At 57.3% G+C, this 20911-nt stretch carries 19 protein-coding genes and 2 tRNA genes; 11 read left to right on the top strand and 10 right to left on the bottom strand.

From position 1 onward, the window contains the following. The first annotated feature begins 127 nt into the window (after positions 1-127). From ACR0AA_RS20525 to ACR0AA_RS20490, 8 genes are all read left to right on the top strand, one after another. Complete coding sequence (locus ACR0AA_RS20525; RefSeq protein ID WP_480663500.1) at positions 128-1531, top strand: MATE family efflux transporter; 1404 nt, start codon at positions 128-130, stop codon at positions 1529-1531. 232 nt (positions 1532-1763) lie between these two features. Next, the gene (locus ACR0AA_RS20520) at positions 1764-3125 is read left to right on the top strand and encodes a V-type ATP synthase subunit B (protein ID WP_480663498.1); all 1362 of its coding nucleotides are present in this window, start codon (positions 1764-1766) and stop codon (positions 3123-3125) included. Further along, positions 3103-3708: a V-type ATP synthase subunit D gene (locus ACR0AA_RS20515; RefSeq protein WP_480663496.1), complete on the top strand. Its 606-nt coding sequence runs from the start codon at positions 3103-3105 to the stop codon at positions 3706-3708. The genes ACR0AA_RS20520 and ACR0AA_RS20515 overlap by 23 nt, the downstream gene beginning before the upstream one ends. Next, complete coding sequence (locus ACR0AA_RS20510; RefSeq protein WP_480663494.1) at positions 3705-5501, top strand: V-type ATP synthase subunit I; 1797 nt, start codon at positions 3705-3707, stop codon at positions 5499-5501. The genes ACR0AA_RS20515 and ACR0AA_RS20510 overlap by 4 nt, the downstream gene beginning before the upstream one ends. Then, positions 5498-5941, top strand: a complete 444-nt coding sequence (locus tag ACR0AA_RS20505; protein ID WP_170476012.1) for an ATP synthase subunit C — start codon at positions 5498-5500, stop codon at positions 5939-5941. The genes ACR0AA_RS20510 and ACR0AA_RS20505 overlap by 4 nt, the downstream gene beginning before the upstream one ends. Beyond that, complete coding sequence (locus tag ACR0AA_RS20500; protein ID WP_480663491.1) at positions 5941-6618, top strand: hypothetical protein; 678 nt, start codon at positions 5941-5943, stop codon at positions 6616-6618. The genes ACR0AA_RS20505 and ACR0AA_RS20500 overlap by 1 nt, the downstream gene beginning before the upstream one ends. Position 6619: 1 nt before the next feature. Beyond that, positions 6620-7312, top strand: a complete 693-nt coding sequence (locus ACR0AA_RS20495; protein WP_480663489.1) for a hypothetical protein — start codon at positions 6620-6622, stop codon at positions 7310-7312. Next, positions 7309-9150, top strand: a complete 1842-nt coding sequence (locus ACR0AA_RS20490; protein ID WP_480663487.1) for a V-type ATP synthase subunit A — start codon at positions 7309-7311, stop codon at positions 9148-9150. Before ACR0AA_RS20495 ends, ACR0AA_RS20490 begins: the two co-directional genes overlap by 4 nt. A gap of 11 nt (positions 9151-9161) precedes the next feature. Here the strand turns inward: ACR0AA_RS20490 and ACR0AA_RS20485 are convergent. The 6 genes from ACR0AA_RS20485 to ACR0AA_RS20460 all read right to left on the bottom strand — a co-directional run bounded on the left by ACR0AA_RS20485 (position 9162) and on the right by ACR0AA_RS20460 (position 13983). Further along, positions 9162-9236: transfer RNA gene (locus ACR0AA_RS20485), tRNA-Glu, on the bottom strand. 23 nt (positions 9237-9259) lie between these two features. Next, positions 9260-9334 (bottom strand) — tRNA-Glu (locus ACR0AA_RS20480). A 98-nt stretch (positions 9335-9432) separates the two neighbouring features. After that, positions 9433-11175 carry a single-stranded-DNA-specific exonuclease RecJ gene (gene recJ / locus ACR0AA_RS20475; RefSeq protein ID WP_480757074.1) on the bottom strand — a complete coding sequence of 581 codons (1743 nt, stop codon included), beginning with the start codon at positions 11173-11175 and terminating at the stop codon, positions 9433-9435. 92 nt (positions 11176-11267) lie between these two features. Then, a complete protein-coding gene (gene glpX, locus ACR0AA_RS20470; RefSeq protein WP_480663483.1) occupies positions 11268-12251 on the bottom strand; it encodes a class II fructose-bisphosphatase in 984 nt (327 codons plus the stop codon). A gap of 69 nt (positions 12252-12320) precedes the next feature. Further along, positions 12321-13607: a homoserine dehydrogenase gene (locus tag ACR0AA_RS20465; RefSeq protein ID WP_480757072.1), complete on the bottom strand. Its 1287-nt coding sequence runs from the start codon at positions 13605-13607 to the stop codon at positions 12321-12323. 127 nt (positions 13608-13734) lie between these two features. Continuing rightward, the gene (locus ACR0AA_RS20460) at positions 13735-13983 is read right to left on the bottom strand and encodes a hypothetical protein (protein WP_480757070.1); all 249 of its coding nucleotides are present in this window, start codon (positions 13981-13983) and stop codon (positions 13735-13737) included. A 99-nt stretch (positions 13984-14082) separates the two neighbouring features. Here ACR0AA_RS20460 and ACR0AA_RS20455 point away from each other — a divergent pair, with 99 nt between their 5' ends. Then, complete coding sequence (locus ACR0AA_RS20455) at positions 14083-14670, top strand: TetR/AcrR family transcriptional regulator (protein WP_480757068.1); 588 nt, start codon at positions 14083-14085, stop codon at positions 14668-14670. Positions 14671-14684: 14 nt separating this feature from the next. On the opposite strand, the gene ACR0AA_RS20450 is transcribed toward ACR0AA_RS20455, so the two are convergent. Next, complete coding sequence (locus tag ACR0AA_RS20450) at positions 14685-15596, bottom strand: pirin family protein (RefSeq protein ID WP_480663475.1); 912 nt, start codon at positions 15594-15596, stop codon at positions 14685-14687. 158 nt (positions 15597-15754) lie between these two features. Between ACR0AA_RS20450 and ACR0AA_RS20445 the strand changes: the two genes are divergently transcribed. Beyond that, on the top strand, positions 15755-16264 hold the full coding sequence (locus ACR0AA_RS20445) for a hypothetical protein (RefSeq protein WP_480663473.1): 510 nt from the start codon (positions 15755-15757) through the stop codon (positions 16262-16264). Here ACR0AA_RS20445 and ACR0AA_RS20440 read toward each other — a convergent pair. From ACR0AA_RS20440 to ACR0AA_RS20430, 3 genes are read right to left on the bottom strand one after another with little or no spacing between them, the layout of a single operon-like run. Further along, positions 16200-16796: a TadE/TadG family type IV pilus assembly protein gene (locus ACR0AA_RS20440; RefSeq protein WP_480663472.1), complete on the bottom strand. Its 597-nt coding sequence runs from the start codon at positions 16794-16796 to the stop codon at positions 16200-16202. The genes ACR0AA_RS20445 and ACR0AA_RS20440 overlap by 65 nt on opposite strands. Before the next feature lie 7 nt (positions 16797-16803). Then, positions 16804-17334 carry a TadE/TadG family type IV pilus assembly protein gene (locus tag ACR0AA_RS20435; protein WP_480757065.1) on the bottom strand — a complete coding sequence of 177 codons (531 nt, stop codon included), beginning with the start codon at positions 17332-17334 and terminating at the stop codon, positions 16804-16806. Beyond that, a complete protein-coding gene (locus ACR0AA_RS20430) occupies positions 17331-19016 on the bottom strand; it encodes a TadE/TadG family type IV pilus assembly protein (protein WP_480757063.1) in 1686 nt (561 codons plus the stop codon). Before ACR0AA_RS20430 ends, ACR0AA_RS20435 begins: the two co-directional genes overlap by 4 nt. A 325-nt stretch (positions 19017-19341) precedes the next feature. Between ACR0AA_RS20430 and ACR0AA_RS20425 the strand changes: the two genes are divergently transcribed. Beyond that, positions 19342-20772: a Glu/Leu/Phe/Val family dehydrogenase gene (locus ACR0AA_RS20425; RefSeq protein WP_480663466.1), complete on the top strand. Its 1431-nt coding sequence runs from the start codon at positions 19342-19344 to the stop codon at positions 20770-20772. Positions 20773-20911 lie beyond the last annotated feature (139 nt).

The raw sequence follows: 20911 nt of genomic DNA, 5'->3' as shown, positions 1-20911 counted from the left end.
TAAGCTGGTTTTCTCGAAATGGATTACCCGGTCGGTGACACCGGAATTTCGATGGCGGCAATTTGAGGTTGCTGATCGCGCTCATTCACAGTCAGATCGCCGTTACAACAAAGGGGCGGACCGGCCAATGAAACAACAAACCGCGGGAACAGCCGTCTTTTTGACCGGCAGCCTGATGCGGCATGTGACCCGCATGTCGCTGACCACCAGTATCGGGCTGATGGCGATCTTTGCCGTGGATTTCGTGGACATGGTCTTCATCTCGATGCTGGGTAATGACGCGCTGGCGGCCGCTGTCGGGTATGCCGGGACCCTTTTGTTTTTCACTAACGCGGTCAATGTCGGCCTCTCGATTGCGGCCGGAGCACTTGTTGCGCGTGAACTGGGTGCGGGGCGGCCTGAAAAGGCCAGGCAATTCGGAACCAGCGTCGCCTTGCTGGGCATTCTGATTGGATTAGTCGTGTCCACCATCGTCATGATTAACCTGAAATTTCTGCTGTCGTTGCTGGGGGCGCAGGGCGAGGTGCTGCAATTGGCGGTGCGATATGTGTCCATCATTTTGCCAACGATGTGGGTGATGGCTGTGGCGATGGCCGGCATGGCCGTGCTGCGCGCGTATGGCGACGCGCGTCGGTCCATGCTGGCAACGATTTACGGAGGGGTCGCAAACGCGGTGCTCGATCCCATCCTGATTTTCGCAGTGGGACTCGGTCTGGACGGAGCAGCCATCGCCTCAGTGATCGCGCGGATCTGTATGCTGGTCGCCGCCGTCAGGCCAGCCGTTCGCGTTCATCGCGGTTTTGCCCGACCGTCTATGAAGCAGTTGATCGAAGATATCCATCCAGTGCGGGCGATCGCCATCCCTGCGGTTCTGACCAATGTTGCCACGCCGGTCGGCAATGCCATCGTCATCCGCGAGGTCGCGCAGTTCGGCACTGATGCCGTAGCAGGCATGGCTGTGATTGGACGGTTGATACCGGTGGCGTTTTCGGTTGTGTTCGCCCTGTCCGGCGCAATCGGTCCAATAGTCGGGCAGAACTTTGGTGCAGGGCAGTATGACCGTGTGAAAGAGGCATTTCTGGCTGGGGTGAAGTTCACCGCCGTCTATGTAGTGCTGATGGCGGCGGTTCTGTTCCTTCTGCGTGCACCCATCGCCGATTTGTTTCAGGCACAAGGAGAGACGCGGGCGCTGATCTATCTATTCTGCGGTCCGTTGGCCCTGGCGTCCTTCTTTAATGGTGTAATCTTTGTTGCGAATGCCAGCTTTAACAACCTTGGTTACCCGATTTATTCGACCTGGGTAAACTGGGGCAGGCACACGTTGGGAACCTGGCCTTTTGCGGTCGCGGGTGCCTATCTGGCGGGTGCTCCGGGTGTGCTGTTGGGGCAGGCGCTAGGAGGTGTCATATTCGCCGTGCTCTGCTGGGTTTTGGTCAGGCGTGTGGTATCGGGTCTGACTGCGCCACAAGACGTTGACCCTTTCGCCGGGCAAAGTCGGTTGCAATCACTTTTCGGGCGGCGCGGGTGGTGAAGCGGACAGGGCAATTGGCACTTCGACCGAACTAATTGTGACAGCATCGCAGGCGCTTTCAACGGCCGCCAAAGTAGGTTGTGACAAAAGTTTCCGGCGAGGTTTTACCGACCCAAACATCCTCAGTTGCCAATTCATGAATTCGTTGTAAGCTGAACCTATGATTACAGAAAACGCGCAGTGATTTCGCCGCGCCGATTTCAAAAAACTCTTTAACGACTGAGGATGAGCAATGTCCCGAAGTCTTTTGAAGTACACGCGTGTTCTTGAGATTGTCGGGGATACGATCAAGGTCAGGGTGCCGCTGGACGGATCGACCGACGCCGCGGTGCGTTTCAATGATCTGGCCGTTATCGAAACTGTGGACGGCCACAAGACGCTGGCACAGGCGATCTTTATCGACCGGGACGTTGTCACCTTGCAGGTGTTTTCCGGCACCAAGGGGATATCGACCGAGGCCACGGCGACATTCCTTGGCCACCCGATGCAAACGCCGTATTCGCAAAACATCCTGGGGCGCGTATTTGACGGTGCGGGTGTGTCGATCGACGGTGGTCCGGACCTGTCGTCCGAGCCACGTGTGGACATCGGAGGCCCAACCGTCAACCCCGCGGAACGGGCCGTACCCAACAAGATGATCCGTACGGATGTTCCGATGATCGACGTGTTCAACACTCTGGTCGAAAGCCAGAAAATCCCGATCTTTTCGGTTTCCGGTGAGCCGTTCAACGCGTTCCTCAGCCGGATCGGCATTCAGGCAGATGCAGATATTGTGGTGTTCGGCGGATTGGGGCTGATCTTTGACGATTACTTCACGTTCCGTACATCGTTTGAAGATGCGGGTGTATTTTCCCGCACTGTGATGTTCGTCAATCAGGCGATGGACCCGCTGGTCGAACGGCTGCTTGTGCCGGACATGGCGCTGGCCGTGGCAGAGAAATTCGCGGTCGAAGAGGGCAAGCGCGTTCTTGTCCTGCTGACCGATATGACTGCCTATGCCGATGCGATGAAAGAGGTTGGGATCAGCCAGGAACGCGTGCCCTCGCAGCGCGGATATATGGGCGACCTGTACTCGCAATTGGCCCGCCGGTACGAGAAGGCCTGTGATTATGCAAAGGGCGGTTCGGTGACCGTTTTGACCGTGACCACGATGCCGGGCAACGACGTGACCCATCCGGTACCGGACAACACGGGCTATATCACTGAGGGGCAGTTTTATCTGCATTCCGGGGTGATCGACCCGTTCGGCAGCCTTTCCCGTCTCAAGCAGAACGTGATCGGCAAGACCACGCGCGAGGACCACAGCCAGATCATGAACACCATGATCCGGTTCTATTCGGAAAGCCGCGACGCCGCGCAGAAACAGGCAATGGCTTTTGATCTTTCGGATTACGATCATCAGTTGTTGAAGTTCGGCGGCCTTTTCAGAACCCGGTTCATGGACATCAACGTCTCGATTCCACTCGAGGAGGCGCTGGATCTGGGCTGGAAAACACTGGCTGAGTGTTTCGCGCCTGAACAGCTGCTGATGAAGCAGGAACTTATCGACAAGTATTTCCCGAAGGATGCCGATGGCGCGGTTGCAGCTGAATAAATCGTCACTCGCCCGCGAGCAGACCCAGCTGAAAGGCTATGAACGGTTCCTGCCGTCGCTTGACCTCAAACGTCAGCAATTGATGGCAGAACGTGCCAAGGCGCGAGAGGACGTTCATCGCCTGCAGGATGAAGTGCATGAGCTGGCGCAAAAGATCGGTGAGAAACTGCCGATGTTGGCGCAGAAGGGTGTCGATCTGGATGGTCTGGTTGAGTTGAAGGACTACAAGGTCAAAGAGGTCAACGTCGTCGGCGTCAAAATGCCAGCGCTGGATCGGATTGAGGTTGCGGTGCGCCCGTATTCTTTTCTTGCCAAGCCGCACTGGGTCGATGCGGCAGCCAGTCTTTTGCATGACATGATCGAGGCGCGATTGCGCGTTAAAGTGGCCGAAGAGAGGGTCAAGATATTTGACAAGGCCGTCGCCACAATCACCCAACGGGTCAATTTGTTCGAAAAGGTCCTGATCCCCCGCGCCAAGGCCAACATCAAGAAAATCCGCATCTACCTGAGTGATGAACAGATGCAGGCCGTGGTGCGTTCGAAGATCTCGAAACGCAAACATGCGCAGGAGGCTGTGTCATGAGTGTCGCGAGGCTCAAGAAGTTGTCGCTGGTAGGGCCAACTGCTCATAAAGGCGAGACGCTCGAAGCGTTGCAGGAACTTGGGTGCATGCATGTCCTGCCTCTGGCTCCACCGCCCAGCGAACCCGAGAAGATCAGTGAAAGAGGTGCTCGTAACGCCTATAAAGCCCTGCGGTTTCTGAATGATGTGGCCGAACCCCGTCGGCAGATACAGCGTGATCCGGAATTCGATATGGAGCAGTTCGTCAGAGATGTTCTGGATCTGATGCAGCGCACCCGCGATATGACGGACCGACGGGATTTTCTGGCGAACCGGATCGCTCAGGTCCGTCCCTGGGGCGATCTGGACTTTCCGCCAGGCGATGTGCTGGCTGGCAATAGGTTGTGGTTTTACCGGTTGCCATTGAAGCACCGTGATGCGCTGGAAGTTATGGAATTGCCCTGGGCCATTTTGCAGCAGGACAATCGGTTCATCTACGCAGTTCTGATTTCACCCGAAGAACCTGATGACGACATCCTTCCTGTACCCCGAACTCACACCGGTTCGCTTCCCATTCACGAGCTTGAGGCGCAGCTGGAAGAAGCGGAGATCGCCATAGAAGCGCTGGATGCAGAGAGGGTCGCGCAGACGCGGTATCTGACGCTGATGCGACGGAATTTGTCAGTTGCTGAAAGTGCGGCTGAATTGGCCCATGCAACGCAGAAGGTACGCGACGAAGAGGCCATGTTCGCCCTTCAAGGCTGGGTGCCCGAGGACCGCGTTGACGCGGTGCTGGACATGGCTGGCGCCAAGGACGCCGCGGTTCTGATCGAGGAGCCCGATCCTGATGACAACCCGCCCACTTTGCTGGAACAGCCGGAAAAACGCAGCGCTGCCGTAGACTTGGCGCTGTTTTATCAAGTGCCCGGATACAAAGATTGGGACCCTAGTGTCATCGTCGCGGCGTCATTTGCGATCTTCTTTGCGATGATCGTTGCTGACGCGGGATACGGAGCGATCATCCTACTGGGCCTTCTGGTGTTTTGGAAACGGCTCGACGGAACGCCAGGAGAGCGATCCTGGCGGAGGTTCGGGGTGATCATCTCGGGCGCGACGATCCTGTACGGCGTTCTCGTCGGCAGTTACTTCGGTGTTTCGCCGCCTGACGGATCGTTTTGGGCCAAACTCAAACTGCTCGACCTGAACAACTTCGGTGCCATGATGTTGGTTTCGATTGTTGTGGGTGTACTGCATCTGGTTTTGGCCAACGCCTTGGCGGCCCGCGCGGCGTGGGGGCAGCGCAAGGCGATCGCCAACCTAGGTTGGATTGCGGCGCTGATTGGCGGGTTTATTCTGTGGCTCGGCTATATGAAGGGCAGTTCACTGATCCCCGGCGCGGTCCTGGTGGGTATCGGGGTTCTGGCCATCGTCTGGTTCTCTAGCGGCCTGCCCATCAACAAGCCCATAGATTGGCTTTGGCGCTTGATTGAAGGGCTGCAAAGCCTTGCTGGCGCGATGGGAGCTTTCGGGGACGTGCTCAGCTATATGCGTCTGTTTGCGCTAGGGCTAGCCTCAGCCTCACTGGCGATCACCTTCAACGATCTGGCGGTTTCGGTGATGCAGTCCCTCAAGGGGCTGGGTATTCTATTGGCACTGCTGATCCTGATCATCGGCCATGTTCTTAACTTCGCCCTCGCCATGATGAGCGGCGTCGTCCACGGTTTACGTCTCAATTACATCGAATTCTTTAAATGGGGTCTGCCGGACGAAGGCATCGTCTTTCGCCCGTTTGCCCGCAAGGAGGTTCAGGAATGAATGAGCTTGTTTTGACTTTGGGTTGGCTGGGCATCTATGCGCCGATGGCGCTGGGTGCAGCTGCAAGCGCCATTGGCTGTGCCATTGCCGGGCAGGCCAGTATTGGGGCGATGACGGAAACCGATGGTGGATATGGCCGCTTTGTTGGCGTGTCGGCCTTCCCATCGACGATGGTCATCTATGGCATCGTCATCATGTTCACCCTGAACCGGGACGTGACGCCCGAAAACGCGGGCGGCTTGTTCGGGATCGGTATCCTGTCGGGGATCGCGCTGATGTACTGCGGTATTTGGCAGGGCAGGGCATGTGCTGCGGCGATTAATGCCACCAAGGAAAAGCCCGAGATCTTCGGCCTTGCACTGGCTCCGGCAGCGATCATCGAGGGGTTTGGTGTCTTTGCCTTCGTCTTTGCTCTGGTCATCAGCGCGGGGATCAGCTGATGGCACAGGATGGCATGATTTCTCATGGCGTAGATGCCCTGATCGACAAGCTGCGCAATGACGGCGTAGCGGCCGGTCAGGCAGACGCTGACAAGCTGCGCGCCGAGGCCAAGGCTGAAGCCGCCAAAATTCTGGCGGATGCAAAGCGTGAGGCGGACGACTATCAGAAAAAGGCCCGTACTGAATCCGACAATTACCGTTCGGCCGGTGAAGAAGCGTTGAACACCGCCATGCGGGATGCGGTCCTGACCATGAAGGGTGGATTGACGGATCGGTTCCGCGAAGATGTCGAGCGTCTGGTCACCAAGGAAATGGCCGACCCGGATCTTTTGAAACAGATGATCCTTGAAGTGGTTGGACGTGAATCCGATGGCGTCAACTTGGATGGCAAAGTGCAGGTCATTCTGCCGGCCAAGGTCGCGACGCAAGAGGACATCAAGCAAAACGCTGATGACATCCAGTCAGGCAAGCTGACCAAGTATGTCCTTGGATTGACGGCCGAGATGCTACGCGAACAGGTCGAACTGCACGCATCGGATGATACGCAAAGCGGCATCCGTGTGCGAGCCGAGGATCAGGGTGTGGTTCTTGACCTGACGGACAAGGCCGTCGCGTCGCTGCTAATGGAGCATCTGCAGCCGCGGTTCCGTGCCGTGCTGGAAGGTGTGATCCGCTGAGATGTCGGACCCTGACGCCTATATCGCCCTGATCAGCAGCCTTCCGGGCTCTGAGCGGTTATTCGTCGCCAAACAGCCTCCGTTGTCGCGGCTACGGTTGGATCGCCGCATGAAAGCGCTGACGCCTGAGGACGCCCGTGTCCTGAATGTCATGGAAAATGCCCTGAACTGGAGCGCGTATGATATGGACGTCACCGACGCGCAGGCCGTTCAGAGGTGCAAACAGGCTCTGGCCGAAATCCCGCAACCGACGCTGCGCGATGTGTTTCTTGAGCGCATGGACCTTCGGACCGTCGTCGCTGCGCTGCGCTTGCGCGGGCAGGGGGGAGATCCGCCAATGGGGTCTTATGGTTTTGGACGCTGGAGCCGTCACATCTGTGCCAACTGGGGCGACCCGGATTTCCGCCTTTCGGTGCCGATGCCATGGATCAAAGAAGCGCGTCAGTTGCTGGAGGTCGAGGACCCGTTGGGCCTGGAACGGTTGCTTTTGTCCGTCAGCCACAAGCAACTGAGACGCCACGCTGGCCGCCACCTGTTCGATTTCGAAGCGGTGGCAATCTACGTTCTGATCTGGAACATTTTTGACCGCTGGGCCCAAAGCAACGCTCAGGATGCAGCAGCCAGATTCGAGAAACTGGCCCAACAAGCCATGGCCAATGTCGCAGATTTCGATTTTGAGAGAGTAAGCGCATGACTGCCCAAACACCCCCGGTTCAAACCGCAACCGCCCGTGTCGTCTCGGTCCAGGAAGGGCTGGTGCAAATTCAGGCCAACCCGGATGCTGCCGGAGTTCCCGGGCAATTGGTCAAGAACGAGGTGGTCTTCATCCTTCCCACTCGGCCAGGCCCCGGTGGACGGCAGGAGCGGCTGAAGGCGGAGGTGCTGCGCGTGCGCGGCGATACGGCCGACGTTCAGGTTTATGAAAGCACCGACGGCGTGGCCGTTGGCGACCCGGTGGAGCAATCGGGGCAACTGCTCTCGGTAGAGCTTGGGCCGGGGCTGTTGGGTCAGGTGTTTGACGGTTTGCAGTCACCCTTGCCCAAGGTCGCAGCCGAGTTCGGGACGTTCCTGCCACGCGGTGCCGACGTTGCTCCGCTGGATGATCAAGCGAAGTGGTCGTTCACGCCATCGGTCAAGGTTGGGGATACGGTCACGGCGGGCGACAGCATCGGCACCGTGCCCGAGGGGCGGTTCACCCATAAGATCATGCTGCCATTCAATTGGGTCGGCGATTACAAGGTCGTCTGGGTTCAGAAAGGCGCCGCTTCGATCCACGAAATCGTTGCGCGCCTGGAGGATGAGCAGGGCGGTGAGCACACCCTGACCCTATGTCAGAAATGGCCGGTACGGCGACCTTTGCCCGAAAGCATCCTGAAACGTGCCTTGTCCGAGCGTTTGTATCCGACCGAACCAGTGCTGACTTCACAACGCCTGATCGACACGTTCTTTCCCATCGCGCGTGGCGGAACGGCCTGTATTCCTGGTCCGTTTGGTGCCGGTAAAACCGTGCTTCAAAACCTGATCGCGCGGAATTCGAAGGTCGATATCGTCATCGTTGTGGCCTGCGGGGAACGGGCCGGCGAAGTGGTGGAAACGATCCACGAATTCCCCAAGATGACCGACCCAACCTCGGGCGGCAGCCTTATGGACCGGACGATCATTATATGTAACACCTCCTCGATGCCCGTGGCGGCGCGCGAGGCGTCGATCTTCACCGGGATCACGCTTGGCGAGTATTACCGCCAGATGGGCTATGACGTGCTGCTGATCGCCGATAGCACCAGCCGTTGGGCGCAAGCCATGCGCGAGACATCGGGCAAGCTTGAGGAGATTCCCGGCGAGGAAGGTTTTCCAGCCTATCTGGAGAGCTCGATCAAGGGGCTATACGAGCGCGCAGGCGCACTGAAAACCAACGATGGCGATCTGGGCAGCCTGACGCTGATCGGCACAGTTTCACCCGCGGGTGGCAACTTTGACGAGCCGGTGACGCAGTCGACACTCTCCACAGTGAAGTGTTTCCTTGGCCTTTCTTCGGAGCGTGCCTACAAGCGGTTCTATCCGGCCGTCGACCCGATGCTCAGCTGGTCGCGATACACGGATCAGCTTTCGGATTGGTACGACAAGAATGCAGAACCCGGCTGGACCGGTAAGGTGCGTGATCTGCTGGCGCTGATTGAAAAGGGTGAGCAGGTGGACCAGATGATGCAGGTCACCGGCGAAGAGGGCGTCACTATTGAGGACTTCGTGACCCAACAAAAAGCACTGTTCGTGGACATGGTCTATTTGCAGCAGGACGCGTTCGACAAGGTGGATGCAACGGTTCCGCTGGAGCGTCAGAAGATGACGTTCAAACTGATCTACGATGTTACTCAATCAACCGCGAGCTTTACGGACAAGGCCGAGGTACGGCAGGTGTTCACTCAGCTCACCGGGTTGATGAAGAACTTTCACTATGCCGCAGAAAATACGCCGGAATTCAAATCCCTGTGGGGTCAGATACAAGACCTGTGTCGAGAAAAATTCGGAGTGTAGATGAGGAGAATTGGTAGCCCGTAGGGGAATCGAACCCCTCTTTCCAGGTTGAAAACCTGGCGTCCTAACCGATAGACGAACGGGCCATCTGAAATGGCGCAAGCACAAGTGGTAGCCCGTAGGGGAATCGAACCCCTCTTTCCAGGTTGAAAACCTGGCGTCCTAACCGATAGACGAACGGGCCACGCTGGCTTGTGGAGGGCCTTTTACGGTTTACCTCTGACCCCCGCAAGTCGAAAAATGCAGGGATGTGAAACTTTTTTGGCGCGGCCGGAAAAGAGCTCAGTTTGCCTCTGCCGCGTCCTCTAGCCTCAGTTGAACACTTTGCCGCCCGCCCCATGTGTTCACCTCAAGTCGCCCGGCGAAATGGAACCGGGCGCCACCGTGATTGGATAGCCGTTCACCCATCGGTCCGTCAAAAGCACCAAAGGCGATCGCGTCCAGTCCCGCGCCCATGCCGTCCGACAAAGACAGCTTCAGGTGCGATTCTCCCACGCGTTTGGCAAAGCGGACCTGTAAGTCGGATAGAGCGTAGCGCGGGGCAGGGGCACTTGCCCCAAATGGCCCTGCCTTTTCGATCTGTTCGATCAAGTCAACCGAGGCAGCGCCGGGCATCAGCGCACCGTCCAGCTTCAGGTCCGCCGGTCCGCCTTGACCCGCACCCTGCTTGGCCAGCAATTCGCTTAGGCGTTCCATGGCCGGCTCCAACTGGTCCCGCATTACGGTTAGCCCTGCCGCCATCTTGTGGCCGCCGCCTTTGACCAAAAGCCCCTCAGCCGCCAACCTCTGGATCGACGCTCCCAGATCAACGCCCGAAACCGAGCGGCCCGATCCTTTACCCTCATCCCCGTCAAAGCCGATTACGATGGCGGGTCTGTTCGCACTTTCCTTGAGACGGGACGCCACGATCCCGACGACTCCAGGATGCCAACCTTCGCCCGCAGCCCAGACCAGCGGCGCATCCAGCCCGCGCTCTTCGGCCTGTTCCAACGCTGCCGCGCGCACCGCATTCTCAATATCACGTCGTTCGGTGTTCAGTTCGTCCAGCCTGTTAGACAATGCCTCCGCCTCGGTCATCGAGTCGGTGCTCAGCAGGCGTGCCCCCAGATCCGCCTGACCGATCCGCCCACCCGCATTGACGCGCGGCCCCAGGAGGAAGCCCAGATGGTAGCTGTTGGGGGCCGAATCCATACGTGCCACATCCGACAACGCGACCAACCCCGGTCTTTGCCGTTGCGCCATGACTTTCAGACCTTGCCGGACCAGCGCCCGGTTCGCGTCAATCAAGGGGGCCACGTCTGCAACAGTCGCAAGGGCCACAAGATCCAGCAAACTGATCAGGTCCGGGCCTTTTACCCCGGCCTCGCGCAACTGTCGGCCAGCCTCAACCAACATCAGGAACACGACACCCGCTGCGCAGAGATAACCCAGATCGCCGTTTTCATCCTGCCGGTTAGGGTTCACCACAGCAACGCAGTCGGGCAGCGTCTCCCCCCCAAGGTGGTGGTCCAGCACGATGACGTCTGCGCCCTTCGCCGCCGCAACCGGTTCGTGGCTGAGCGTCCCACAGTCCACGCAGATGATCAGGTCATGCGCAGCTGCCAGTTCCTGCATCGCGGGTACGTTCGGCCCATAGCCCTCATCAATCCGGTCCGGTACATAGAGCGTCGCCTGCAGCCCCATCTGACGCAGCCAGACCAGCAGCAAGGCTGCCGAGCTGCCGCCATCCACATCGTAATCGGCAAAAACCGCAATCCGTTGCTTGTTCCGGACCGCTTCCAGAAAGCGCGTCGCGGCCTTCTCCATGTCCTTCATGGCCCGGGGATCAGGCAGCAGTTCCTTCAGCTTGGGGTCCAGAAAACTCTGCGCTTCCATGGGGGGCACGCCGCGCCGCGCCAGAACCTGACACACCGCACGTGGCAGGCCCGCCTGTTGCACCAGCATTTCCGTAGCCCGTTCGACCTCGGCCTCCGGTCCGACCCAACGCCGCCCTGTCAGTGACTGCTCAACCCCTAAGAAACTCATGCCTGCCCTCATATGCCAAGGCCGGACCCTCTCGGACCCGGCCTCTTCACCTATTTACAGATACTCTCGCCGAAGGCAGCGGCGCAAGCCGCTTATGCCTCGTTGTGCGGCCACATGGGGGTACGGTAGGACATACGGCGTACCGATCCGGTCTTGGACCGCATCAGCAGGGTAGTGGTTTCGACCCAACCCGGCTCGCGCTTGATGCGCGGCAGCAGAGAGCCACCTGTCACACCGGTTGCGGCAAAGATCACATCAGCCGTCACCATCTCATCGCGGGTATACACACGGTCCAGATCGGTGATGCCCGCCTTGGCGGCCCGACCACGTTCGTCGTCGTTGCGGAACAGCAGGCGGCCAAAGATCTGGCCACCCATACATTTCAGCGCAGCCGCTGCCAGAACGCCCTCGGGCGCACCACCTTGGCCCATATACATGTCGATGCCTGTCTCTTCGCTTTCGGCGCAGTGCATGACGCCCGCCACGTCACCATCGGTGATCAGACGGATCGAGGCACCGGTTTCGCGCACTTCGGCGATCATCGCCTCATGACGTGGGCGTTCCAGAATGCAGACGGTGATATCGGCCGGCTCACAGCCTTTGGCATTTGCCAGAGCTTCAACGCGTTCGCGCGGGCTCATGTCCAGATTCACGACGCCTTCGGGAAAGCCCGGACCGATGGCCAGCTTGTCCATGTAAACATCCGGCGCGTGCAGCATCGAGCCGCGTGGGCCCATTGCGATCACGGTCAGCGCGTTCGGCATATCCTTGGCGGTCAGCGTGGTGCCTTCCAGCGGGTCCAGAGCGATGTCCACACCGGGGCCGCTGCCCGTACCCACTTCTTCGCCGATGTACAGCATCGGCGCTTCGTCGCGCTCGCCTTCGCCGATGACGACAACACCGGCGATGTCCAGCAGGTTCAGTTGCTCGCGCATCGCGTTCACCGCCGCCTGATCCGCAGCTTTTTCGTCGCCACGTCCGACCAGCGAGGCCGAGGCCAGTGCAGCCTGTTCCGCGACCCGTGCTAGGCCCAGAGACAACAGGCGGTCGTTGAAATCGATTTTGGCAGCGCTCATTTTAGATATCCTCAGGTCAATAAAGGCGTTTCATCGGGCATAGCCTGCGTTTTGGGCAGGCTGCAAGGGTCAAACCTCTTCAATCCGCAGTGCAACGGGCTCACCCGATACAACATTGGTCGCGCGGAGGCCTTCCAAAGCAACGTCCAGTGTCGCGCGTGTGGTTTTGTGTGTGACGATCAGCACCGGCGCGGTGGCTTCTGTGTGCCCGTATTGGCGCATCCGATCAATTGAGACGCCGGCATCGCCCAGAATGGCGGCAACTTTGGCCAGCGCCCCCGGTTTGTCGAACAGCGCCAGACGCAGATAATAGGGGGCGGGCAGACCGGTGATTGCGGGCTTGGCATCTTGTAGCGTGGTCGCCGGACGGCCGAATGTCGGGATTTGCAGCCCGCGCGCCAGATCGCACACGTCGCCCATCACGGCACTGGCCGTTGGGCCTTCGCCTGCGCCGGGGCCGCGCAGGACAACCTGCTCAACCGCATCGCCTTCGATCACCACCATATTGGTGCCGCCTTCCAACTGCCCCAAGGGCGAGCCGCTGGGCACGAGGCATGGCTGCATCCGCTGTTCCAGTCCACGGGCCGAGCGTTGCGCAACGCCCAGCAGCTTGATGCGATAGCCCATGTCGTCGGCTTGGTGAATGTCATCCAGGCTGATCTGCTGAATGCCTTCGATCTGGATGCCGTCGAAATTCGGCTTGGTGCCAAATGCGATCGAAGACAGCAGCGCCAGTTTATGCGCCGCGTCGATACCACCCACGTCAAGGTTTGGGTCAGCCTCAAGGTAGCCCAGTTCGGCGCATTCCTCGAACAGAGCGTTATAGCCTAGCTCCTGTGACTGCATCCGGGTCAGGATATAGTTGCAGGTGCCATTCATCACGCCCATGACGCGAGTGATTTCGTTGCCTGCCAGACCTTCGGTGAGGGACTTAACTACCGGGATGCCGCCAGCGACGGCGGCCTCGAAACGGATTACGCGGCCTGCGGCCTCGGCCTTTTCGGCCAGCTCCTGACCATGGATTGCCAGGAGTGCCTTGTTTGCTGTCACAACATCTTTGCCAGCGGCCAGCGCCGCCTCGACCGATGCTTTGGCGGCACCGTTTTCGCCGCCCATCAGTTCAACAAAGACGTCAATATCATCGCGTTTTGCCAGAGCGACGGGATCAGTCTCCCACGCGTAATCCGACAGGCTCACGCCGCGGTCCTTGTTTGCATCGCGCGCGGAAACAGCGGTGATTTCGATCGCACGGCCTGTACGCGCCTGCAGCAGATCGGCATGGCGGCGCACGATCCGCACGACACCCACCCCAACTGTTCCCAAGCCCGCAATTCCCAGCCGCAGCGCCTGTGTCATCCCGTGGGTTCCTTTCCGCTCGAATTTCTGTGGTTTCGGGCTGCCCGCCCGTTCATCGGTGCCTTAACGGGTTCAGCGCCGGGGCGCAATCCGAGACAGTGGATACAGGCGTTTGAAATGATGAAGGCTAGTTTATTTCGGCATTTTGCAGCGCTTCGGCCTTTTTCACCAGCGCTTCGCTGCGCGCCGTCAGATCCTCTTCGACCTCAGCCGCTTCGCTCACGGGGTCCACTGGCGGGCCCAGAATGTCCTGAACCGGGATCAGCTTAGGGTACGCTGCCGAACGCACATTCGGCAGCTCGCGCCCTTCCAACTCCGGAAAGTCGGCGCACGCTGCGCAAGTCAGAAACAGAACCAGCAATGGCAGGGGTTTCATCCAGAACCCTTTCAATGGCGACTGACACCGTGATGCACCTTTTGCGGCGGTCGTTCAAGCGGGGTTCTATATGAACATGCGTTCATATACGGTGATGCAATGGCACGTACCCAAGGTTCACATTCAGACATCACCGGCCCGCGCATCCGCAAGGCTGCGCTGGGACTTTTTGCTCGGCATGGCTATGCCGCTGTGTCCATGCGACAGATCGCGAAGGAAGTCGGCGTGCAGGCCGGCGCGCTGTACAATTACACGCCGGATAAACAGAGCCTGTTGTTCCGTCTGATGCATGACCACATGCAAGACCTGTTGTCAGCCTACGCTGAACTGGGCAAACCGGGGGATGCAGAAGGTGCGTTGCGCCGTTTTGTGGGCTTTCACATTCGGTTTCACTTGCAGAGGCCGGATGAGGTGTTCATCGCCTATATGGAGTTACGCAATCTCACTCCCGAAAATTTCTCTGAAATCGAGGGATTGCGCAGGACTTATGAGGACTCGCTTGAGACCATTCTGAGGGATGGACAAGAGGCAGGGCTTTTCTCGGTTGCCGATACCAAGATCGCAACGCTGGCGGTGATTGCCATGTTGAACGGTGTGATGACCTGGTACCGGACAGGTGGACGATTGTCGCTGGACGAGGTCGAGCAGGTCTATTGGGATATGGTCAGGCGCGCCGTAACCGCCTGACCAAATTGCCTTTATCAGTGAGCGGCACGGATGAATGTGCCATTCCGCAACTCGCGGAACGCCTGCTCCAGTTCTGCTCGTGTATTCATGACGATCGGACCATGCCAGGCGACCGGCTCGTCAATTGGTGCGCCGGAAATCAGCAGAAAGCGAACACCTTCAGGCCCGGCTTGAACCGTGACTTCGTCGCCGGTTCCAAACCGTACGAGTGTTCGATCCCCAGACATGTCGCGAATGTTGACCTCTTGCCCGGCGACTTCTTTTTCCAGAAGTACACCAGTGGGTTGTGACGCGTCAGCGAATGCGGCTTGACCTTGGAAGACATAGGCAAATGCCCGGCGATATGTGTCGATGCGAAAGGTCTTCTTCACTCCGGCCGGGATCTGAACGTCCAGATATTGCGGATCTGCAGCGATGCCGTCCACGGGACCTGTCTTGCCCCAGAACTCGCCAACGATGACGCGCACTGTGGTGCCGTCGTCATCGGTGATCTCTGGTATGTCCTTGCTTTGAACGTCCTGATAGCGCGGCGCAGTCATTTTCTGGTCCGATGGCAGATTCCCCCAAAGCTGGAACCCGTGCATCTGGCCGACATCGTTCCCTTTGGGCATTTCCTGATGCAGGATCCCGGACCCTGCCGTCATCCACTGGACATCACCCGCGCCGAGCGTGCCCGTGTTGCCGAGGGAATCCGAGTGCTCGACGGTCCCAGACAGAACATAGGTGATCGTCTCGATGCCGCGATGAGGATGCCAGGGGAAACCCGCCTGATAGTCCTGCGGGCGCTCGTTTCGAAAGTCGTCGAACAACAGAAACGGGTCGAGCTCGGACGGGTCCTGAAACCCGAATGCCCGATGTAGCTTGACGCCTGCGCCTTCCATCGTCGGAACGGCTTTGCGGGTTTCCAGTGTCGGTCTAAGGGACATGTTGGCCTCCTGGTGTTGTGAGGATCATGTAACCTGTGCACGATCTGCGTCAATTCGCGTGCAAACACGCTGGCTGTGCAAAAATCGAGGGTAAGATGCCCTCTGTTTTTCGACCGTCAAAGCAGTTAAACCCGGGCGGAGCAGAGCAGGGGATGACAATGCAACAGGAAATACTGGCCACGGTCAAACCGTCAGCACCGAGGCGCTGGATTGGCGTGGGAATGCTGTCGATCGTGGGCGCGCTGGTGCTTTATGTCGCGCTCGCTACCCCGCCGGAACCGGCTTGGCTGGTCTTTTTGCTTGCGGTCGGAGCAGGCGCCTTTTGGTTGGCTTACCGCATGTGGCAAGCCACCAACGACTGGATCGAGCTGACCGAAACAGAGCTTCGAACTGGGGCAGGGCAACTCATTGCAAAGGTTGAGGATATCGAGACCGTCGAGCGCGGCGTCTTCGCCTTCAAACCCTCGAACGGGTTTTTGGTTTGCACGCGTAAAAAGGCGCCCAACACTTGGGCGCCAGGTTTATGGTGGCGTGTCGGTCACCGTATTGGCGTCGGTGGGATGACCTCTGCGGCAGAGACTAAGTTTATGTCTGAGGTGCTGACTACACTGTTGGTACAGTCTGCTGACAAAACTGATCCGACGCAGCCCAAGCGACCTTGTCGTTAAAGCGAGGCCGCGTGAAGACAAAATTGTCGAATGTGTAGTCGTCGGCCAGCCAGCTAATATTGAACGTCGGGACGTACCTGTTTCTTGTTTCAACAAGGATCAGCGTATCCTGATCAGGCATAGGCGGAAGGCTGTCTTTCAGTTGTCCGATGCTGCCGTTTTCCCAGTTTGCTGTAAAACCGCATCTGGTGTTCCCCATCACATAATGGCGTTTGTCTTCCTCATCATATCTGATCACCGTCACCCGCATTTCGAGTTGCGACTCATTACCAACCATCCGGTCCATCAGAATAAATAGCGATTTAAAATAAGTATCTGTGAGCGAGTAGGATTCCCGTGAGATCAGGTCACCGATTGTATAAGCTGCCTTCAGGTTGGCAGCACTTTGGCGGAAGCCGTCAAAAAAGCTGTAAGTGCCGGTTACCGTCCACACCAGCAGAGGGAAGATAAGGACATATTCAACCGTCAGCGATCCCCGCTCGTCACGCTTTGCGCGCCCCAGAAATCCACGAATCTTTGAAAAAATGGCCATGCCGTTCTCAAGGCTCCTGTACAAATGCAGTTGTGGCCGTGAGGGCAATCTGCCCGGTTTCGTCGACCAGAGCGCGCCTCATTTGGGTCGTTCGCAACAGAGGATCGACCTTGGCGCACGCCCGTAAGATCATCAGTTCGTTGGCTTGACCATTTTTGAAGCTCCGAACCGGTTTGACCTCTTCCGAGTTGTCGGTGCAATCTGGCTGTTCGGGCAGGTTTATTCCCTCATACGCGTTTTGAACGATCATTTCCAAGCGAAGGTTTTGATCACAATCGTTGACCATGAGAGTGCGATCGCAAATCGATTTTTTGATCTGGTCATGGGTAAATGCCTTTCCGGTACCCAGGCGAATATCGCGTACAACCAGATCGACCGACCTTTCCAGCATGGATTGTTGCATCGTCACAAAGGCATACTCCATTGCGCCGACAATAAAGAGGAGGAGCGATGGGAACAAAAGCACGAACTCGAGCGTAACATTGCCGTCTTCCGTGCGTTTGAAACGCACCACTTTTGCCAGTGTTTTCCGTATCATTGGGTCAGTCTCAGCTTTTTGATCGAAGACGCGATAGAAGCAAACGCTTCTTCCAAAGAGATGCCCTCGGGATCATTGAATTCATCAACGTTGTAGACATGGCTGTCTGAGCTAGCGCAGTTCTTGATCGTAGTCAGTCCGTGGCTGGGCGCTTCAAAAGCGATACCGTAGACGATTACGCCCTTGTTCTTCGCGGCAGTACAGATGTTTTTTGTTCGCGTGTCCTTTGTTGATCCACCGACCGAGGAACGTGCATCCCAATACCAATAGTTTTCGTGATTGTTCTGCCAGTAAAAATTGTTCTTAGCATTCCACCAAAGGGATGCCAGATTGAACAAGTCCGGATAGTTCAAGCGAACAGATGTTCCGACCTCTTCATTCGAAGAGTTCTCATTTTCGGGGTTTCCAAACGGGTGATCGGCAGTCACGTAGCTGCCACCGTTTTTTTCGGTATGCTGCATCCAGACCCAACGATCCGGGTCCCGGGAATAGCGAATGCTGTATTCGCCTGTCTTGCCGTTACCTCGATCGTATTCTGGGTTAAACCAAACTTCCGTTTCGCCGCTGCGGAATTCATCTTTCAAGAAGTACTGGCTCGTATTTTTCCCGTCCGTCATCACAATGACGATTTTCAGTACATCTGAATTGTATTCTTCCGGGCGATTATTGTACTTGGTCGGAACCGTTCCCTCTTGTGCCAATTTGCTTACAATACCCCTGAACTGGGGGTCCAACATCGCGCTGCCCCACTTCATACCCAGGTCAATCGACGTGTTGCCGCTGGCTGTCAGCTGATCAATCCGTTGGTGCAATACGTCGATATCATCTGTTACCGGGGTGATTTCACTGCCAGCACGAGTCGGGCAGACTCGGTATTTTGGATATTGCTCAGCCCCGTTCGAGTATCTCCACGGGTCAAAGTGCGCTGTCCGCTCGTGCACCGCATTAGGATCAATAGATGCGTCGCTGAACTGGCTGCCCGAGAAGTTAAGGCAGTGAGAATAGTCGTGTTCTGACGATACTTTCGTGAACTTTCCAAGGATCCCTTCGCCCGCGTTAACCTGAGTCGCATAGGGGATGATCGACATGGAAATTTTGCTTTCACCAGTCTTGTTGAGCATCAGCGTAACAAAGTCCTTGGCTGCAGAGCGAAGAACTTGAATCTTCGTCTTTCCCGCTTCGGCCGAAGGGTCGTTCATTGATCCTGACATATCAAGCACCAGCGAAATCTCGACCGAGCCAATGGATTCTTCAGCTGTGCTGGTGACGCGGGCCTTAAGTGTTTTCACACCTGAAAGCCTCATGAAATTGGTATTGACGAGGACGTCAGCGGTGGCCGTCACTTTACGTGACCCCAGACCCGAGACAACTATGGGTTCGCCTACGAGTGTACCGGGCGAACCCGACGTCGCCAGATAGGATTTCACAACATCCGAAGGAGGCAGTGTCTGGTCAAGGTCAGCTGCTGCAAGAACTGCACGGTCAAGTGTTGCCTGAAGATTAGCCCGATCACGCTCGAAGTTCATCATATCGACGCCCATTCCGGTCGTCGCGACGATCAACAAGAAGGTGAGAACCACGAAAACGATGAACGATCCGTCTTCGTTCCGGGCAAAGCGTCGGGCTTTCGATTCTTTTTCTTTAATGCCGTTCGAGACGTTTCTAAAAATTCGTCTTGCCATTTTGCAGTCCCCGCTGAGCAGACATACGACGCTGCTAAGGAAAAGTTAACGTTTGATAAATAACGGCGAAACGTGGCGTGAATTGGGCAAATTCGCCAGGTAATTGGCAAGTTTGCCCGTGGGCTAGGGATAATTGCTGATCTTTGGGCTCTCTGTTTTCGGTCGGGGGACAATTTCGCTGGTTCGGGCAGAAGACGCGACTCAACCCCGCTCAAAGATATTCACGATGATTTTGCCGTTTTATTTCTGCTTAAATATTGATCGTTTACCCAATGGGTGCGACAAAACGTCAGAACGCCAGTCGTTCGTTGGCACGGAGGATTAAATGACGGCCACTAATGAACCCAGCTTTCGCGAGAGTGTAGACCTGATGTTTAACAGGGCGGCGTCCCTGATGGATCTTCCGCCAGGGCTGGAAGAGAAAATCCGGGTCTGCAACGCCACCTACACGGTTCGCTTCGGTGTTCGACTGCGTGGCGATATTCACACGTTCACCGGATACCGCTCGGTCCATTCCGAGCATATGGAGCCCGTTAAAGGCGGGATACGCTATGCAACGGCCGTGAACCAGGATGAGGTCGAGGCGCTTGCTGCTCTGATGACCTATAAATGTGCTTTGGTCGAAACGCCTTTTGGCGGGTCCAAAGGTGGTTTGCGTATCGACCCGCGTAAGTACGAAGAGCACGAGTTGGAACAGATCACGCGCCGCTTTGCGTATGAACTGGCCAAGCGAGACCTTATCAACCCGTCGCAAAACGTGCCGGCCCCCGACATGGGGACGGGTGAGCGTGAGATGGCGTGGATGGCGGATCAGTATGCCCGGATGAACACCACGGACATTAACGCGCGCGCTTGTGTGACAGGTAAGCCGCTGAATGCCGGGGGTATCGCTGGCCGGGTCGAGGCAACGGGCCGGGGTATCCAGTATGCTCTGCGCGAGTTTTTCCGCCACCCGGAAGATATCAAGAAGGCAGGCCTGTCCGGTAAGCTGGACGGCAAGCGCATCATTGTTCAGGGGTTGGGCAACGTGGGATACCACGCTGCGAAATTCCTCAGCGAAGAGGATGGCTCACGAATCGTGGGCATCATCGAATGGGATGGCGCGCTTTATAATCCCGATGGAATTGACGTGGAATCGGTGCGTCAGTGGATCGTCAAACATGGCGGTGTCAGTGACTATCCGGATGCGACGCACTCGGCAGAGGGCGGTGCAGTTCTCGAGGAAGAGTGCGACATCCTTATTCCGGCCGCTTTGGAGGGCGTCATCAACCTCTCCAACGCTGACCGGATCAAAGCACCGTTGATCATCGAAGCTGCGAATGGTCCTGTTACCGCTGGTGCAGACGAGATCCTGCGTAAGAAAGGCACGGTCATCATTCCGGATATGTACGCAAATGCTGGTGGTGTGACGGTGTCCTATTTCGAATGGGTCAAGAACCTGAGCCACATTCGCTTCGGCCGCATGCAACGTCGTCAGGAAGAAGCGCGACACGAACTGATTGTCAGCGAACTTGAACGTTTGGATCGGTACCTTGGCGATGCCTGGTCGATGTCTCCGAACTTCAAGTCCAAGTACCTCAAGGGCGCGGACGAGTTGGAACTGGTGCGCTCGGGTCTCGATGACACCATGCGAATTGCTTACCAGTCGATGCGTGAGGTTTGGCACGATCGTGCGGACGTCGAGGATCTGCGGACCGCGGCCTATATCGTTGCGATCGACCGGGTCGCAAAAAGCTATCGCGCCAAAGGGTTGTAATGGTCTGAACTCAGGGGCAATCAGGCTTATGTCAGATTGCCCCAAAAACTTGACACCGGATCAGTCCGCCACAAATCGTACTTTGAAAACGGTCATGGCAGGCACCGCCAGCGGCGGGTAAGCTGCTGCGAAAGAATCG

Source organism: Ruegeria sp. CE8, assembly GCF_056537465.1.
The sequence above is the reverse complement of the archived record's forward strand: the minus strand, read 5'-3'. Positions and strand labels throughout refer to the sequence as shown.

Bases quoted from the DNA above. Each gene is read 5' to 3' on its own strand.
- ACR0AA_RS20505 (WP_170476012.1), top strand. From the start codon at position 5,498: ATGAATGAGCTTGTTTTGACTTTGGGTTGGCTGGGCATCTATGCGCCG.
- recJ (WP_480757074.1), bottom strand. From the start codon at position 11,175: ATGAGTTTCTTAGGGGTTGAGCAGTCACTGACAGGGCGGCGTTGGGTC.
- ACR0AA_RS20430 (WP_480757063.1), bottom strand. From the start codon at position 19,016: ATGGCAAGACGAATTTTTAGAAACGTCTCGAACGGCATTAAAGAAAAA.
- ACR0AA_RS20490 (WP_480663487.1), top strand. From the start codon at position 7,309: ATGACTGCCCAAACACCCCCGGTTCAAACCGCAACCGCCCGTGTCGTC.
- ACR0AA_RS20500 (WP_480663491.1), top strand. From the start codon at position 5,941: ATGGCACAGGATGGCATGATTTCTCATGGCGTAGATGCCCTGATCGAC.
- ACR0AA_RS20460 (WP_480757070.1), bottom strand. From the start codon at position 13,983: ATGAAACCCCTGCCATTGCTGGTTCTGTTTCTGACTTGCGCAGCGTGC.
- ACR0AA_RS20440 (WP_480663472.1), bottom strand. From the start codon at position 16,796: ATGGCCATTTTTTCAAAGATTCGTGGATTTCTGGGGCGCGCAAAGCGT.
- glpX (WP_480663483.1), bottom strand. From the start codon at position 12,251: ATGAGCGCTGCCAAAATCGATTTCAACGACCGCCTGTTGTCTCTGGGC.
- ACR0AA_RS20515 (WP_480663496.1), top strand. From the start codon at position 3,103: ATGGCGCGGTTGCAGCTGAATAAATCGTCACTCGCCCGCGAGCAGACC.
- ACR0AA_RS20450 (WP_480663475.1), bottom strand. From the start codon at position 15,596: ATGTCCCTTAGACCGACACTGGAAACCCGCAAAGCCGTTCCGACGATG.
- ACR0AA_RS20465 (WP_480757072.1), bottom strand. From the start codon at position 13,607: ATGACACAGGCGCTGCGGCTGGGAATTGCGGGCTTGGGAACAGTTGGG.
- ACR0AA_RS20495 (WP_480663489.1), top strand. From the start codon at position 6,620: ATGTCGGACCCTGACGCCTATATCGCCCTGATCAGCAGCCTTCCGGGC.
- ACR0AA_RS20520 (WP_480663498.1), top strand. From the start codon at position 1,764: ATGTCCCGAAGTCTTTTGAAGTACACGCGTGTTCTTGAGATTGTCGGG.
- ACR0AA_RS20510 (WP_480663494.1), top strand. From the start codon at position 3,705: ATGAGTGTCGCGAGGCTCAAGAAGTTGTCGCTGGTAGGGCCAACTGCT.
- ACR0AA_RS20435 (WP_480757065.1), bottom strand. From the start codon at position 17,334: ATGATACGGAAAACACTGGCAAAAGTGGTGCGTTTCAAACGCACGGAA.
- ACR0AA_RS20455 (WP_480757068.1), top strand. From the start codon at position 14,083: ATGGCACGTACCCAAGGTTCACATTCAGACATCACCGGCCCGCGCATC.
- ACR0AA_RS20525 (WP_480663500.1), top strand. From the start codon at position 128: ATGAAACAACAAACCGCGGGAACAGCCGTCTTTTTGACCGGCAGCCTG.
- ACR0AA_RS20425 (WP_480663466.1), top strand. From the start codon at position 19,342: ATGACGGCCACTAATGAACCCAGCTTTCGCGAGAGTGTAGACCTGATG.
- ACR0AA_RS20445 (WP_480663473.1), top strand. From the start codon at position 15,755: ATGCAACAGGAAATACTGGCCACGGTCAAACCGTCAGCACCGAGGCGC.